This window comes from Pseudomonas sp. DG56-2, assembly GCF_004803755.1.
Taxonomy (GTDB): domain Bacteria; phylum Pseudomonadota; class Gammaproteobacteria; order Pseudomonadales; family Pseudomonadaceae; genus Aquipseudomonas; species Aquipseudomonas auratipiscis.
The window spans coordinates 4,529,346-4,543,735 of sequence record NZ_CP032311.1; the positions used below are offsets into that span (position 1 = coordinate 4,529,346).

At 58.3% G+C, this 14,390-nt stretch carries 11 protein-coding genes; 1 reads left to right on the top strand and 10 read right to left on the bottom strand.

The window, feature by feature from the left end; translation table 11 throughout:
- Nucleotides 1–13: 13 nt before the first annotated feature.
- Together fghA and D3Z90_RS20830 are read right to left on the bottom strand one after the other, a co-directional pair.
- Nucleotides 14–862, bottom strand: a complete 849-nt coding sequence (gene fghA / locus D3Z90_RS20825; protein ID WP_136477805.1) for an S-formylglutathione hydrolase — start codon at nt 860–862, stop codon at nt 14–16.
- Between the two features lie 8 nt (nt 863–870).
- Nucleotides 871–1,983, bottom strand: coding sequence for an S-(hydroxymethyl)glutathione dehydrogenase/class III alcohol dehydrogenase (locus D3Z90_RS20830; RefSeq protein WP_136477806.1), 1,113 nt, complete (start codon nt 1,981–1,983; stop codon nt 871–873).
- 106 nt (nt 1,984–2,089) lie between these two features.
- Here D3Z90_RS20830 and D3Z90_RS20835 point away from each other — a divergent pair, with 106 nt between their 5' ends.
- Nucleotides 2,090–2,986: a LysR substrate-binding domain-containing protein gene (locus tag D3Z90_RS20835; RefSeq protein ID WP_136477807.1), complete on the top strand. Its 897-nt coding sequence runs from the start codon at nt 2,090–2,092 to the stop codon at nt 2,984–2,986.
- An 82-nt stretch (nt 2,987–3,068) separates the two neighbouring features.
- On the opposite strand, the gene ispD is transcribed toward D3Z90_RS20835, so the two are convergent.
- The 8 genes from ispD to dnaE all read right to left on the bottom strand — a co-directional run bounded on the left by ispD (nt 3,069) and on the right by dnaE (nt 14,316).
- A complete protein-coding gene (gene ispD / locus D3Z90_RS20840) occupies nt 3,069–3,776 on the bottom strand; it encodes a 2-C-methyl-D-erythritol 4-phosphate cytidylyltransferase (RefSeq protein ID WP_136477808.1) in 708 nt (235 codons plus the stop codon).
- Entirely contained in the window at nt 3,773–4,051 is a 279-nt protein-coding gene (gene ftsB / locus D3Z90_RS20845) for a cell division protein FtsB (protein ID WP_136477809.1), read from the bottom strand. Before ftsB ends, ispD begins: the two co-directional genes overlap by 4 nt.
- A gap of 162 nt (nt 4,052–4,213) precedes the next feature.
- A complete protein-coding gene (eno, locus tag D3Z90_RS20850) occupies nt 4,214–5,503 on the bottom strand; it encodes a phosphopyruvate hydratase (protein WP_136477810.1) in 1,290 nt (429 codons plus the stop codon).
- 154 nt (nt 5,504–5,657) lie between these two features.
- Entirely contained in the window at nt 5,658–6,503 is an 846-nt protein-coding gene (kdsA, locus tag D3Z90_RS20855; RefSeq protein WP_136477811.1) for a 3-deoxy-8-phosphooctulonate synthase, read from the bottom strand.
- Nucleotides 6,504–6,506: 3 nt separating this feature from the next.
- Complete coding sequence (locus tag D3Z90_RS20860; protein WP_136477812.1) at nt 6,507–8,135, bottom strand: CTP synthase; 1,629 nt, start codon at nt 8,133–8,135, stop codon at nt 6,507–6,509.
- 272 nt (nt 8,136–8,407) lie between these two features.
- Nucleotides 8,408–9,694, bottom strand: a complete 1,287-nt coding sequence (tilS, locus tag D3Z90_RS20865; RefSeq protein ID WP_136477813.1) for a tRNA lysidine(34) synthetase TilS — start codon at nt 9,692–9,694, stop codon at nt 8,408–8,410.
- Between the two features lie 54 nt (nt 9,695–9,748).
- Complete coding sequence (locus D3Z90_RS20870) at nt 9,749–10,696, bottom strand: acetyl-CoA carboxylase carboxyltransferase subunit alpha (protein ID WP_136477814.1); 948 nt, start codon at nt 10,694–10,696, stop codon at nt 9,749–9,751.
- A gap of 98 nt (nt 10,697–10,794) precedes the next feature.
- Nucleotides 10,795–14,316, bottom strand: a complete 3,522-nt coding sequence (gene dnaE, locus D3Z90_RS20875; protein WP_136477815.1) for a DNA polymerase III subunit alpha — start codon at nt 14,314–14,316, stop codon at nt 10,795–10,797.
- Nucleotides 14,317–14,390: the final 74 nt, after the last annotated feature.

A 14,390-nucleotide genomic window follows, 5' to 3' on the forward strand; every position in this document is an offset into this window, starting at 1 on the left:
TGTAAGACGGTGCCTACAACAAACCCAGTGCCACTCCATGATGGCGCAAATGCTCATCGATAAAGCTGGCGATGAAGTAGTAACTATGGTCATAGCCTGGCTGCATGCGCAGATCCAGTGGATGGCCTGCCGCTTGCGCGGCCTGGATCAATGCCTGTGGCTTGAGCTGGTTTTCAAGAAAGTCGTCACGATCCCCCTGGTCCACCAGCAGCGGTAAACGCTGTTGAGCCTCGGCTATCAACACACTGGCATCCCACTCGCGCCAGCGCGCCCGATCTTCGCCCAGGAAGCGCGAAAATGCCTTCTGTCCCCATGGGCAATCCATTGGATTACTGATCGGTGAGAACGCCGACACAGAGCGATAACGCCCAGGATTGCGCAGCGCACAGACCAACGCTCCGTGCCCACCCATCGAATGCCCACTGATCCCGCGCAGATCGGAGGCTGGAAAATGCGCCTCGACCAATTTTGGCAGTTCCTGCACAACATAGTCGTGCATGCGATAGTTCTGCGCCCAGGGCTGCTCGCTGGCATTGAGGTAGAAACCGGCCCCCAGGCCAAAGTCCCAGGCACCCTCCGGATCTGTCGGCACTTGCGGCCCACGAGGGCTGGTGTCAGGCGCAACGATGATCAACCCCAACTCGGCGGCAAGCTTCTGTGCCCCAGCCTTCTGCATGAAGTTTTCGTCCGTGCAGGTCAGGCCGCTAAGCCAATACAGCACGGGCAGCTTGCCGCCATGCTCTGCCTGAGGTGGTAGGTAAACGGCAAACACCATGTCGCAACCCAGCACTTCGGACCGGTGGCGGTAGCGCTTGTGCCAGCCACCAAAGCTTTTCTGGCAGGAAATGTTTTCCAGGCTCATGGCTAACCTCAGAAATGAATGACGCTGCGAATGCTCTTGCCTTCATGCATCAGGTCGAAAGCCTTGTTGATATCTTCCAGACCCATGGTATGGGTAATGAACGTATCCAGCGGAATCTCACCTTTTTCCGACATTTCAACGTAGCTTGGCAACTCGCTGCGGCCACGCACGCCACCGAAGGCCGAACCGCGCCATACCCGACCCGTAACCAGTTGGAACGGACGCGTCGAGATCTCCTGGCCGGCACCGGCAACGCCAATGATCACCGATTCACCCCAACCCTTGTGGCAGCATTCCAGCGCTGCGCGCATCAGTTGCACGTTGCCGACGCATTCGAACGAGAAGTCCACGCCGCCATCGGTGAGGTCGACAATTACCTCCTGGATCGGACGATCGTAGTCCTTTGGGTTGACGCAATCGGTGGCACCCAACTGCCGGGCGATTTCAAATTTGCTCGGGTTGATGTCTACGGCAATGATCCGAGAAGCCTTGGCTTTGACTGCACCAATGATCGCCGAGAGACCAATACCGCCAAGACCGAATACAGCCACGGTGTCACCCGGCTTTACCTTGGCGGTGTTGAGCACTGCGCCGATGCCAGTAGTGACGCCGCAGCCGAGCAGGCAGACTTTTTCCAGCGGCGCTTCTTTCTGGATCTTGGCCACGGAAATTTCCGGCAGCACGGTGTACTCGGAAAAAGTCGAAGTACCCATGTAATGGAACAACTGCTGACCTTTGTAGGAAAAACGTGTTGTGCCATCTGGCATCAGGCCTTTGCCCTGGGTCGCACGGATGGCCTGGCACAGGTTGGTCTTGCCGGAACGGCAGAATTTGCACTGGCCACATTCGGGTGTATACAGCGGGATAACATGATCACCCACGGCTACCGAAGTGACGCCCTCGCCCACGGCCTCGACGATAGCTCCGCCTTCATGACCCAGAATCGATGGAAAGATACCTTCAGGGTCCGCACCGGACAGCGTGTACGCATCGGTATGGCAGACACCGCTGGCAACAACGCGAAGCAGCACTTCGCCAGCCTGGGGCATTGCCACATCGACTTCGACGATTTCCAGCGGTTTCTTCGCCTCGAAGGCAACAGCGGCACGGGACTTGATCATCAATCTTCTCCAGCAAGAGGTTGGTTCAAGCTCGAAGTGTAATTCATCCTGTTTTGCTTAATAATCCGGGCAAAGACAAAACATTATTGCCATACAGGGATAATCAATGAGCAGTCGCTGGGAAGGGATCGATGAATTCGTCGCGGTGGCGGAGTCAGGCCAGTTCACTGCAGCAGCCGAGCGTTTGGGGGTTTCGTCCTCGCATATCAGCCGCCAGATCGCCCGACTGGAAGATCGCCTGCAAACTCGCTTGCTGTACCGCAGCACACGAAAAGTGACCTTGAGCGAGGCCGGACAAACCTTTCTTCAACACTGCCAGCGCCTGCAAGATGGCCGTGAGGAAGCGCTGCGCGCCATCGGCGACCTCACCAGTGAACCCAAGGGGTTGCTGCGCATGACTTGTGCGGTGGCCTATGGCGAGCGCTTCATTGTTCCGTTGGTAACGCGATTCATGGCGTTATACCCACAGTTACGAGTCGATATCGAACTGAGCAACCGCACCCTGGACCTGGTCCATGAAGGCATGGATCTGGCCATTCGTCTGGGCCGTTTGCAGGACTCGCGCCTGGTCGCCAGCCGCTTGGCTGCGCGACGCATGTATGTGTGCGCATCGCCTGCCTACCTCGAGCGTTACGGGCGTCCGCACAGCCTTTCGGAGTTGGCACGGCATAATTGCCTGATCGGCAGCTCGGATGTGTGGACCCTGCAACAGGACGGCCGTGAGCATGCTCTGCGGGTACAGGGCAATTGGCGCTGCAACAGCGGCCAGGCGGTGCTGGACGCTGCATTGCAAGGCATAGGGTTGTGTCAGCTTCCGGATTACTACGTATTGGAACACTTGAAGACGGGCACATTGGTGTCGCTGCTTGAGGCCCAGCAACCACCCAACACCGCGGTCTGGGCGCTGTATCCACAGCAACGGCACCTGTCACCGAAAGTACGCAAGCTGGTGGATTATTTACGCGAGGGGTTGGCGCGTCTACCCGAGTATCGCGCGGGCTGAAGCAGCTCCCGCGTATTCAGGGAAAACTTCGCTTATGGGCAGTTACGATCGCAGGCAAGCCCGCCGCTACAGACGGGGGCTTTCAGCAGCGTTTGGCCCAGCGCTGGCGCAACCATTCCAGGTCTTCCGGTCGAGTGACCTTGATGTTGTCACTGCGCCCTTCGATCAAGCGCGGTGCCTGTCCGGCCCATTCGATGGCCGAGGACTCATCGGTGATCGCCACATCCGCCACCAGGCTATCAGCCAGCGCCCGATGCAAAGTGCCCAAACGAAACATCTGCGGGGTGTACGCCTGCCAAACAACGCTGCGATCAATGGTAGAACTGACCCGGCCCTTACCATCGGCGCGCTTGAGCGTATCGCGCGCGGGCACCGCCAGCAGCCCGCCAACCGGGTCGTCAGCAAGTTCAAACAGCAGCCGATCAAGGTCGCTGCGCGCAAGGTTCGGCCGAGCGGCATCGTGTACCAACACCCAATCGCTGTCGGCAGCACCCTGTGCGTGTAACAGCAACAAGGCATTGAGCACCGAGTCGGCGCGCTCCAAGCCTCCAGCGGCACGCTGAATGCGCGGATCGCTGGCGCAACGCAGGCTAGGCCAATAAGGGTCGTCAGCAGCAACACTGACCACCACCCCTTTTACGCAGGGATGGTCGAGAAAACAGTCGAGGCTATGCTCGAGAATGGTCTGCCCGCCCAATTGCAGGTACTGCTTGGGACGGTCGGCAGCCATGCGGGCACCAACGCCCGCAGCAGGAATCACGGCCCAGAAGGCCGGCAAGGTCTGGTTCATTGGGCAAGCTGGTAGAGGGTTTCACCCTCCTTGACCATACCCAGTTCGTGGCGAGCCCGTTCTTCGACGGTTTCCATACCTTTCTTCAACTCCAGTACTTCAGCATCAAGCACACGATTACGTTCCAGCAGCCGCTCGTTCTCGGCGTGCTGTTCCGCAATTTGCTGCTTGAGTTCGGTGACATGGGCCAGGCTGCCATTGCCCACCCACAGGCGATACTGCAGGCCACCGAGCAGTAGGAGCAGGACGAGGAACAACCAATAAGGACTGCGCATCAGGGTATCCAGTGGAAAAAGACCGCCGCCTGTACAGGGCACTGATGGCACGAAGCCTGACCGAAGCCAGGCTTTGTGTACACAGACCTGCTGCACAAGTTGCTGAACAGTCAGTATGGCTGCTCAGCTAACCTTGGCTGCTGTCTTTTTACCATCTCTTGCTTAGCCGCGAAACTCGGCACGACCACGGTACACAGCCTTGCTGCCCAGTTGCTCTTCGATACGCAGCAACTGGTTGTACTTGGAAACGCGGTCGGAACGGCACAGCGAACCGGTCTTGATCTGGCCGGCAGCGGTACCCACGGCCAGGTCGGCAATGGTCGAGTCTTCGGTTTCGCCCGAACGGTGCGAGATCACTGCAGTGTAACCGGCAGCCTTGGCCATCTGAATGGCTTCAAGGGTTTCGGTCAGCGAACCGATCTGGTTGAACTTGATCAGGATCGAGTTGGCAATGTTCTTGTCGATGCCTTCCTTGAGGATCTTGGTGTTGGTTACGAACAAGTCGTCACCGACCAACTGCACCTTGTCGCCGATCTTGTCGGTGAGGATCTTCCAGCCAGCCCAGTCGGACTCGTCCAGGCCATCTTCGATCGAGATGATCGGGAAGCGCTCACTGAGACCCTTGAGGTAGTCGGCAAAACCAGCAGCGTCGAAGGACTTGCCTTCGCCGGACAGGTTGTACTTGCCATCTTCAAAGAACTCGCTGGCAGCGCAGTCCAACGCCAAAGTTACATCGGTGCCCAGCTTGTAGCCAGCATTGGCCACAGCTTCGGCGATAGCCGACAGAGCGTCTTCGTTGGAAGCCAGGTTCGGTGCGAAACCACCTTCGTCACCCACTGCAGTGTTCAGGCCGCGAGCCTTGAGCACAGCTTTGAGGTGATGGAAAATTTCGGTGCCCATGCGCAGCGCGTCAGAGAAAGTCTTGGCGCCTACCGGCTGAACCATGAACTCCTGAATATCGACGTTATTATCGGCGTGCTCGCCACCGTTGATGATGTTCATCATCGGAACCGGCATCGAATACTGGCCCGGGGTGCCGTTCAGGTTGGCGATGTGCGCGTACAACGGCAGGTCCTGATCCTGGGCAGCAGCTTTGGCAGCGGCCAGGGATACAGCCAGAATGGCGTTGGCGCCCAGATTGGCTTTGTTCTCGGTACCGTCCAGGTCGATCATGGCGCGGTCGAGGGCTTTCTGGTCAACCGGGTCTTTGCCCAGCAGCAGGTCGCGGATCGGACCGTTGATGTTGGCAACAGCCTTCAGCACGCCCTTGCCCATGTAACGGCTTTTGTCGCCATCACGCAGCTCCAGCGCTTCGCGCGAGCCAGTGGAAGCACCGGACGGCGCGCAAGCACTGCCGATGATGCCGTTGTCGAGCAGTACGTCCGCTTCTACGGTGGGGTTGCCACGCGAATCGAGAACTTCACGACCTTTGATGTCGACGATTTTTGCCATTGTTGTAAGCACTCCAGAATTGACGAAAACAACGCAGCTGAGAAAAATCCTTGCCGTTCGCCTGGCTGTTGAAAAAGGGCAGGCCCGACGAAGACACACCCCTGACCCGTGGGTCAGGGATTGAACGAGCGGTACTTTACCGGAGAATTGAGGATTACGCGGTTTCTACCGTCGGAAAACTCTTCACCAGATCGTCCAGTTGCTTGAGCTGGGCCAGGAATGGCTCCAGTTTGTCCAGGCGCAGGGCGCATGGACCGTCGCACTTGGCGTTGTCCGGGTCTGGGTGGGCTTCGAGGAAAAGCCCGGCCAGACCCTGGCTCAGGCCAGCCTTGGCCAGGTCGGTGACCTGGGCACGGCGACCACCAGCGGAATCGGAGCGACCACCCGGCATCTGCAGGGCATGGGTCACATCGAAGAACACCGGGTATTGGAACTGCTTCATGATACCGAAGCCGAGCATGTCTACCACAAGGTTGTTGTAGCCGAAGCTCGAACCACGCTCACAGAGAATCAACTGATCGTTTCCGGCCTCTTCGCACTTGGTCAGGATGTGTTTCATTTCCTGGGGTGCGAGGAACTGGGCCTTCTTGATGTTGATCACTGCGCCGGTCTTGGCCATCGCCACCACCAGGTCAGTCTGGCGCGACAGGAAAGCCGGCAGCTGAATGATGTCACAGACGTTCGCCACGGCTTGCGCCTGATGCGGCTCGTGAACGTCGGTGATAATCGGAACATTGAAGGTGCGCTTGATCTCTTCGAAGATCTTCATCCCCTCTTCCAGGCCAGGGCCACGGTAGGAGTTGATCGACGAACGGTTGGCCTTGTCGAAGCTGGCCTTGAAGACATAAGGGATACCCAGTTTCTCGGTAACCCGTACGTATTCTTCGCAGACCTTCATGGCCAGGTCACGGGATTCCAGCACGTTCATGCCGCCGAACAGGACGAACGGCTTGTCGTTGGCGATCTCGATGTTACCGACGCGAATGATCTTCTGGGTCATGTATCAGGCCTTGTTCTTTTGAGCCAATGCCGCTTTGACGAAGCCGCTGAACAGCGGGTGCCCGTCACGCGGAGTCGAGGTGAACTCAGGGTGGAACTGGCAAGCGACGAACCAAGGATGATCCTGGGACTCGACCACTTCTACCAGTGCACCGTCACCGGAGCGACCGGAAACTTTCAAGCCGGCGTCAATCAACTGCGGCAGCAACTTGTTGTTCACTTCGTAACGATGGCGATGACGTTCGACAATCACATCCTTGGCGTAGCAGTCATGAACCTTGGAGCCGCTTTCCAGCTGGCATTCCTGGGCACCCAGACGCATGGTGCCACCCAGGTCGGAGGCTTCGGTACGGGTTTCGACCGCGCCGGTAGCATCTTCCCACTCGGTGATCAGACCGACGACCGGGTGACCGCTGTTGCGATCGAACTCGGTGGAGTTGGCATCTTTCCAGCCCATTACGTTACGGGCGAACTCGATGACAGCTACCTGCATACCGAGGCAGATCCCCAAATAAGGGACCTTGTTCTCGCGAGCGTACTGCACGGCAGTGATCTTGCCTTCGACACCACGCAGGCCAAAGCCGCCTGGTACCAGGATGGCATCGGCGCCTTCAAGCAGGCTGGTGCCCTGGTTCTCGATGTCTTCGGAATCGATGTAGCGCAGGTTGACCTTGGTACGGTTGCTGATACCGGCGTGACTCATCGCTTCGATCAGCGACTTGTAGGCATCCAGCAGCTCCATGTACTTGCCGACCATGGCGATGGTGACTTCGTGCTCTGGATTGAGCTTGGCATCGACTACAGCGTCCCACTCGGACAAGTCTGCACTTTCGCACTGCAGGCCGAAACGCTCGACGACGAAATCGTCCAGGCCCTGAGAATGCAGGATGCCCGGGATTTTGTAGATGGTATCGGCGTCTTCCAGCGCGATCACCGCACGTTCTTCAACGTTGGTGAACTGTGCGATCTTGCGACGCGACGAGCTGTCGATCGGGTGATCGGAACGGCAAACCAGCACGTCTGGTTGCAGGCCAATGGAGCGCAGCTCCTTGACCGAGTGCTGGGTAGGCTTGGTTTTGGTCTCACCTGCAGTGGCGATGTACGGTACCAGTGTCAGGTGCATCAGCATTGCGCGTTTGGCGCCTACTTCGAAACGCAACTGACGGATGGCTTCGAGGAACGGTTGCGACTCGATGTCGCCCACGGTACCGCCGATTTCGACCATTGCCACGTCGGCATCGCCAGCACCCTTGATGATGCGGCGCTTGATTTCGTCGGTAATGTGCGGGATCACCTGGATGGTGGCGCCCAGATAGTCACCACGACGCTCTTTGCGCAGCACGTGCTCGTAGACGCGGCCTGTGGTGAAGTTGTTGTTCTGGGTCATCGTCGTGCGGATGAACCGCTCATAGTGGCCCAGGTCCAGGTCGGTTTCGGCACCGTCGTGGGTGACGAACACTTCGCCGTGCTGGAACGGGCTCATGGTGCCCGGGTCGACGTTGATGTACGGATCCAGCTTGAGCATGGTGACCTTGAGCCCCCGCGCCTCCAGGATAGCCGCCAATGAAGCCGAGGCAATGCCTTTCCCCAATGAAGAAACAACACCGCCCGTGACGAATATGTAGCGCGTCATGAAAAACCCTAGAAGTCTGCGTTAAAGCGGTCAGTGCCGCCGGGGAAAGCGAAGGAAGGCCGAAGCCCCCGATCACCTGCGTCAATCACAGTGCCACTTAAAAAACTGCCGCGCCTGGACAGACCGGGGGCTTTAGACCCGGTACGGAGCTCGCTACACATTTTTAGAATCGCCCAGCAAAAAACTGCTTGGTAATCGGCAATTACTGCGGTTCTGAGGGAAGCCACAGAAGTTGTATCAAGAAGGGAGCGTAGTCTACCGGAATGTCCCTTTCATCTCAAACCTTGCTCACTCGTCGGTAGACACCAATTCAAATCGGCGCCCTGCCGACTCAAGACCGGCAGGTTGGCGACAGCCACCAATTGGTCGTCACAATAGAGCAGCGGCAACCGCGAACGAACAAAAGCCGGCACCTCCAGCTCGTTGAGCAAGCGTTTCAGATCACGTCGACCTCGCCCGTGTACAAGCAATGACTCACCGCCCTGGCGGTAGGCAATGTGCAATACACCCTGCGGCAACGTGCCGCTGAGGCTGACCTGGCCATTTCCACTCAACACCAGCGCTTCGTTCGGAGCGCTCCACACCTGCGGCCCCTGCGGCGCTTTGAGCCAGTCTCCAGAAAGCCACCAGACACGTTCATTGCTGCGGTGCAGTTCCCCGTCGGTGAGCCGCCACACCGGGCGGCCATCGCCTGCTGCATCACGTAGCGCCTCCCAGCCTGCCCAATGCCTTGCATCCGGCAGGCGTGTGCGCTGCGCCATCCAGTATTGCAATGCATTACGCTGACGAGCGGGAGACAAACTGCGCATGACGCGCAGATCCAGAGACGCCAATCCGAGCCAGTCATAGGCGTTCGCCGTCGAGGCAAGTGCCAGATCCTGTCGCGCCAACTCGTCGAGCAAGCCTTGGGCCTCGCTCAAATGCTCCGCTGTACGTGCAAGGTTCTGCGCAACTTGCGGCCAACGTTGACGCAAGGTCGGGAACACTGCGTGACGCAGGTAGTTGCGTGAGTACTGCGTATCGCTGTTACTCGGATCCTCGACCCATGTCAGCTGATGTTCTCGGGCGTAGGCCTCCAGTGCTTTTCGCGAGACATCGAGAAAAGGTCGCAGCAGCACGCCTTGCCCCAGCGCGCGCTGAATCGGCATTGCCGCCAAGCCTCGCACCCCCGCCCCGCGCAGCAAACGAAACAGCAGGGTTTCCGCCTGATCTTCACGGTGCTGGCCGGTCAGCAACACTTCTCCAGGCCGCAACGCAGCGTTGAAGGCGGCATAACGGGCGTCTCGGGCAGCCTGCTCAAGACTGGCACCGGCGCTCACCTCGACATGGATGACCTGCAAGTTAACGCCCAGCCCTTCGCACAGCTGCTGGCAATGGCTTGGCCACGCCTCAGCGACAGCCTGCAGGCCGTGGTGAACATGGATGGCGCGAATGACGGGCTTATGCGGCAGGTTCGCCAACAGATGCAAAAGGACAGTGGAGTCCAGGCCGCCGGAGAAGGCGACACACCAGGAAGGGGCACTTAGCCAGGGAGAAAGCTTGCTGCTCAGATCAATCATCGGCGCAGGCTCGGCAGTGATCGCGGGGCCATGGAGCCCCGCGAAACGCTCAGATCAGAGCCCGTAGCTCATCAGACGATCATAACGGCGCTTGAGCAATGTCTCGTTGTCGAGCTTCTTGAGCATGTCCAACTGCTCGATCAGTTCGCCACGGATGCTCGCGGACATCTTCGCCGGATCGCGATGGGCACCGCCCAAAGGCTCGGCAATGACTTTATCGACAATACCCAGGCCCTTGAGGCGCTCGGCAGTAATCCCCATGGCCTCGGCGGCATCAGGCGCCTTCTCAGCGGTTTTCCACAGAATCGATGCGCAACCTTCCGGCGAAATGACCGAATAGGTCGAATACTGCAGCATGTTCAACTGATCGCATACGCCGATGGCCAACGCACCGCCGGAACCACCCTCACCAATAACGGTGGCGATGATCGGGGTTTTCAGGCGAGCCATGACGCGCAGGTTCCAGGCAATTGCTTCGCTCTGGTTGCGCTCTTCAGCGTCGATACCCGGATAAGCACCTGGGGTGTCGATGAAGGTCAGGATTGGCATCTTGAAACGCTCGGCCATTTCCATCAGGCGACAAGCTTTGCGGTAGCCCTCTGGACGTGGCATGCCGAAGTTGCGGCGAACTTTTTCGCGCACTTCACGACCTTTCTGATGACCAATGACCATGACTGGCTTGTCGTCCAGGCGCGCAATACCACCAACGATTGCTGCGTCATCGGAGAAGTGCCGATCGCCGTGCAGTTCGTCGAACTCGGTGAACAGGTGATCGATGTAGTCCAGGGTGTACGGACGACGAGGATGACGCGCCAGGCGGGCAATCTGCCAACTGGTCAGGTTGCCGAAGATGCTTTCGGTCAGGGTGCTGCTTTTGTCTTGCAGACGGGCGATTTCATCGCCGATGTTCAGCGAGTTGTCATTACCCACCAAGCGCAGCTCTTCAATCTTGGCTTGCAGGTCAGCAATCGGCTGTTCGAAATCCAGAAAATTCGGGTTCATAGGCATCCGTCTTGGGTCTACGGCCAGGCGGCCGGCCGGTTGATCCGTTTGGCGCCCTACCTTAAGGGATCAGGCGCATTCAGGTCGAGATTAAAAATTCATCGATATTGCAAAAAGACGTTCTCACGCCCGAACTGGTCACGCAGGGCTTGAATCAGGCCATCTGCCGGGTCGATCCGCCAGCCTTCTCCAAACTGCAGCATCGCCTTGGCATCGCTACCGGTGTACTCCATGGTAATCGGGCAGGCACCACGATGGCGCTTGAACAGCTCGCCCAGCCAGGTGAGACGATCGCCCTTGAGGGCATCGCTGTGCACTTTCAGGCGCAGGCTCTCGGCCAAATTGGTCCGCGCATCTTCCATGCTCATGACCCGTTTTACCCGCAGGCGCAAACCACCGGAGAAGTCATCATTGCTGACTTCACCTTCGACGACGACCATCGCATCGGTCTGCAACAGGGGCTGGGCAGCCATGAACGCATCGGCGAACAACGAGGCCTCGATCCGCCCGGAGCGGTCATCAAGAGTGACAAAGCCCATCTTGTCACCCTTTTTATTCTTCATCACCCGCAGCGCAATGATCATGCCGGCTACCGTCTGCGTGTCGCGGGCCGGTTTCAGATCAATGATGCGCTGGCGGGCAAACCGACGGATCTCGCCTTCGTATTCGTCGATCGGGTGCCCGGTCAGGTACAGGCCCAGGGTGTCCTTCTCGCCTCGCAAGCGCTCCTTGAGGGTCAACTCCCGTGTATTGCGGTGCTTGGCGTAGACATCCGCGTCTTCTTCCACAAACAACCCGCCGAACAAGTCGGCGTGGCCGCTATCGGCGGTACGGGCAGTCTGCTCGGCAGACTTGATCGCTTCCTCCATGGTCGCCAGCAACACCGCGCGATTGCGGTCGACGTTCGCCTGGTAAGCCTTGAGCTCATCATGGAAATACGGCCCCAAGCGATCCAGGGCGCCGCTGCGCACCAGGGCATCGAGCGTGCGCTTGTTGATGCGTTTGAGATCGACACGCTCGCAAAAGTCGAACAGGTCCTTGAACGGCCCGTTGCGCCGCGCTTCGACGATAGCCTCTACCGGCCCCTCGCCCACGCCCTTGATTGCGCCGAGCCCGTAGACAATTCGGCCGTCGTCGTTGACCGTGAACTTGAAGTCGGAAGAGTTAACATCCGGGGCATCCAGGCGCAGCTTCATGCTGCGAACTTCCTCGATCAGCGTAACGACCTTGTCGGTGTTATGCATATCCGCCGACAGCACTGCTGCCATGAACGGTGCCGGGAAGTGGGTTTTCAACCATGCGGTCTGGTAAGACACCAAGCCATAGGCTGCAGAGTGAGATTTGTTGAAGCCGTAGCCCGCGAACTTCTCCACCAGATCGAAGATGTTACCCGCCAGATCTGGGTCGATATTGTTGGATGCACAACCTTCGATGAAACCGCCACGCTGCTTGGCCATTTCCTCGGGTTTTTTCTTACCCATGGCCCGACGCAGCATGTCCGCACCACCGAGGGTGTAACCAGCCATGACCTGGGCAATCTGCATCACCTGTTCTTGATACAGGATGATGCCGTATGTGGGCGCCAGTACCGGTTTGAGGCCTTCGTACTGATAGTCGGAATGCGGATACGCAAGCTCTGCGCGACCGTGCTTGCGGTTGATGAAGTCATCAACCATCCCCGATTGCAGCGGGCCGGGACGAAACAGCGCCACAAGTGCAATAAGGTCTTCCAGGCAGTCGGGTTTGAGCTTTTTGATCAGCTCCTTCATGCCCCTGGACTCAAGCTGGAACACCGCAGTGGTTTCCGCCTTTTGCAACAGGTCGAACGTTTTCTTGTCATCCAGCGGGATGAAATCGATGTTCAGGTCTTCCAGCCCCTGCTTGGCCTGCTCGCGGTTGATGGTCTCCATCGCCCACTTGATGATCGTCAGCGTGCGCAGGCCGAGGAAGTCGAACTTCACCAGACCAGCGGCTTCAACGTCATCCTTGTCGAACTGGGTGACCAGGCCGCCGCCTTCTTCATCACAGGCAATCGGCGAGAAGTCGGTAAGCTTGGTCGGTGCGATTACCACACCACCTGCGTGCTTACCGGTACCACGGCAGACACCCTCAAGCTTGAGGGCCATGTCCCAGATTTCCTTGGCGTCCTCGTCGGTCTTGAGGAAGTCGCGCAACACTTCTTCCTGCTCGTAGGCTTTATCCAGCGTCATGCCTACTTCGAAAGGAATCATCTTCGACAAGCGATCAGCCAAGCCATAGGACTTGCCCTGCACCCGCGCCACATCGCGCACCACCGCCTTGGCAGCCATGGTACCGAAGGTAATGATTTGACTTACCGCGTTACGACCATAGGCATCGGCCACGTACTCGATTACCCGGTCGCGGCCGTCCATGCAGAAGTCGACGTCGAAGTCGGGCATCGATACCCGTTCCGGGTTGAGGAAACGTTCGAACAGCAGGTCGTAGGCGAGCGGATCGAGATCGGTGATCTTCAGTACATAGGCGACCAGCGAACCTGCACCCGAGCCGCGACCAGGCCCCACGGGCACGCCGTTGTTCTTGGCCCATTTGATGAAGTCCATAACGATCAGGAAGTAGCCGGGGAACCCCATCTGGATGATGATATCCAGCTCGAATTTCAGGCGATCGAGGTAGACCTGGCGCTTTTCCTCGTAATCGGGCGTGGTCTCTTTCGGCCACAACACCGCCAGGCGCTCTTCCAGCCCCTCATGGGAAACGTGGCGAAGGTAGTCATCGATGCCCATGCCATTGGGGGTGGGGAAATCAGGTAGAAAATGCTTGCCCAGTTGCACTTGGATGTTGCAGCGCTTGGCAATTTCTACCGTGTTCGCCAACGCATCGGGCAGGTCGCTGAACAGCTCGGCCATTTCTTCCGGGCTTTTCAGGTATTGCTGGTCGCTGTAGTTGCGTGAACGGCGCGGGTCGTCCAGGGCACGGCCTTCGCCGATACATACGCGCGTTTCATGGGCGTCGTAATCCGACTGCTTGATAAAACGCACATCGTTGGTCGCAACCAGCGGAGCATTCAGCTTGTCGGCCAGGGCGACAGCCGCATGCAGGTATTCTTCGTCACCTGCGCGGTTGGTGCGCTGCACTTCGACGTAGAAGCGGTCCGGGAACATCGCCATCCAGTCTTGCAGCAGCGCCTGCGCTTCATCGGGGTTGCCATTGAGCAACGCCATGCCGATATCGCCCTCCCTGGCTGCCGACAAGGCAATCAGGCCTTCACTGGCAGGGGCGATCCAGTCACGCTCGATGATCACCAGGCCGTTGCGCTGGCCTTCGACCCAACCGCGGGAAATCAACTCGGTGAGATTGCGATAGCCCTGGGCATCCATGGCCAAAAAACAGATTCGCGACAGCGGGGCATCCGGATCGCTATTGGCCAACCACAGATCAGCCCCACAAATCGGCTTGATGCCTGAGCCCATGGCGTTTTTGTAGAATTTGACCAGCGAGCACATGTTGCTCTGGTCGGTAACCGCTACGGCCGGCATGTTCATCGACGCCAATGCCTTGGCCAGCGGCTTGATCCGCACCAGGCCGTCGACCAGGGAGAATTCAGTGTGCAGGCGAAGATGAACGAAAGAAGCCGACATGATGATCCTATAGCAACACAAAACAACAAGGCCCGGATTGTACCGGGCCTTGATCAAAACAGCAGCCTGTGAAG

Coding starts and splice junctions, on each gene's coding strand:
- fghA (WP_136477805.1), bottom strand. CDS start 862: ATGAGCCTGGAAAACATTTCCTGCCAGAAAAGCTTTGGTGGCTGGCAC.
- D3Z90_RS20830 (WP_136477806.1), bottom strand. CDS start 1,983: ATGATCAAGTCCCGTGCCGCTGTTGCCTTCGAGGCGAAGAAACCGCTG.
- D3Z90_RS20835 (WP_136477807.1), top strand. CDS start 2,090: ATGAGCAGTCGCTGGGAAGGGATCGATGAATTCGTCGCGGTGGCGGAG.
- ispD (WP_136477808.1), bottom strand. CDS start 3,776: ATGAACCAGACCTTGCCGGCCTTCTGGGCCGTGATTCCTGCTGCGGGC.
- ftsB (WP_136477809.1), bottom strand. CDS start 4,051: ATGCGCAGTCCTTATTGGTTGTTCCTCGTCCTGCTCCTACTGCTCGGT.
- eno (WP_136477810.1), bottom strand. CDS start 5,503: ATGGCAAAAATCGTCGACATCAAAGGTCGTGAAGTTCTCGATTCGCGT.
- kdsA (WP_136477811.1), bottom strand. CDS start 6,503: ATGACCCAGAAGATCATTCGCGTCGGTAACATCGAGATCGCCAACGAC.
- D3Z90_RS20860 (WP_136477812.1), bottom strand. CDS start 8,135: ATGACGCGCTACATATTCGTCACGGGCGGTGTTGTTTCTTCATTGGGG.
- tilS (WP_136477813.1), bottom strand. CDS start 9,694: ATGATTGATCTGAGCAGCAAGCTTTCTCCCTGGCTAAGTGCCCCTTCC.
- D3Z90_RS20870 (WP_136477814.1), bottom strand. CDS start 10,696: ATGAACCCGAATTTTCTGGATTTCGAACAGCCGATTGCTGACCTGCAA.
- dnaE (WP_136477815.1), bottom strand. CDS start 14,316: ATGTCGGCTTCTTTCGTTCATCTTCGCCTGCACACTGAATTCTCCCTG.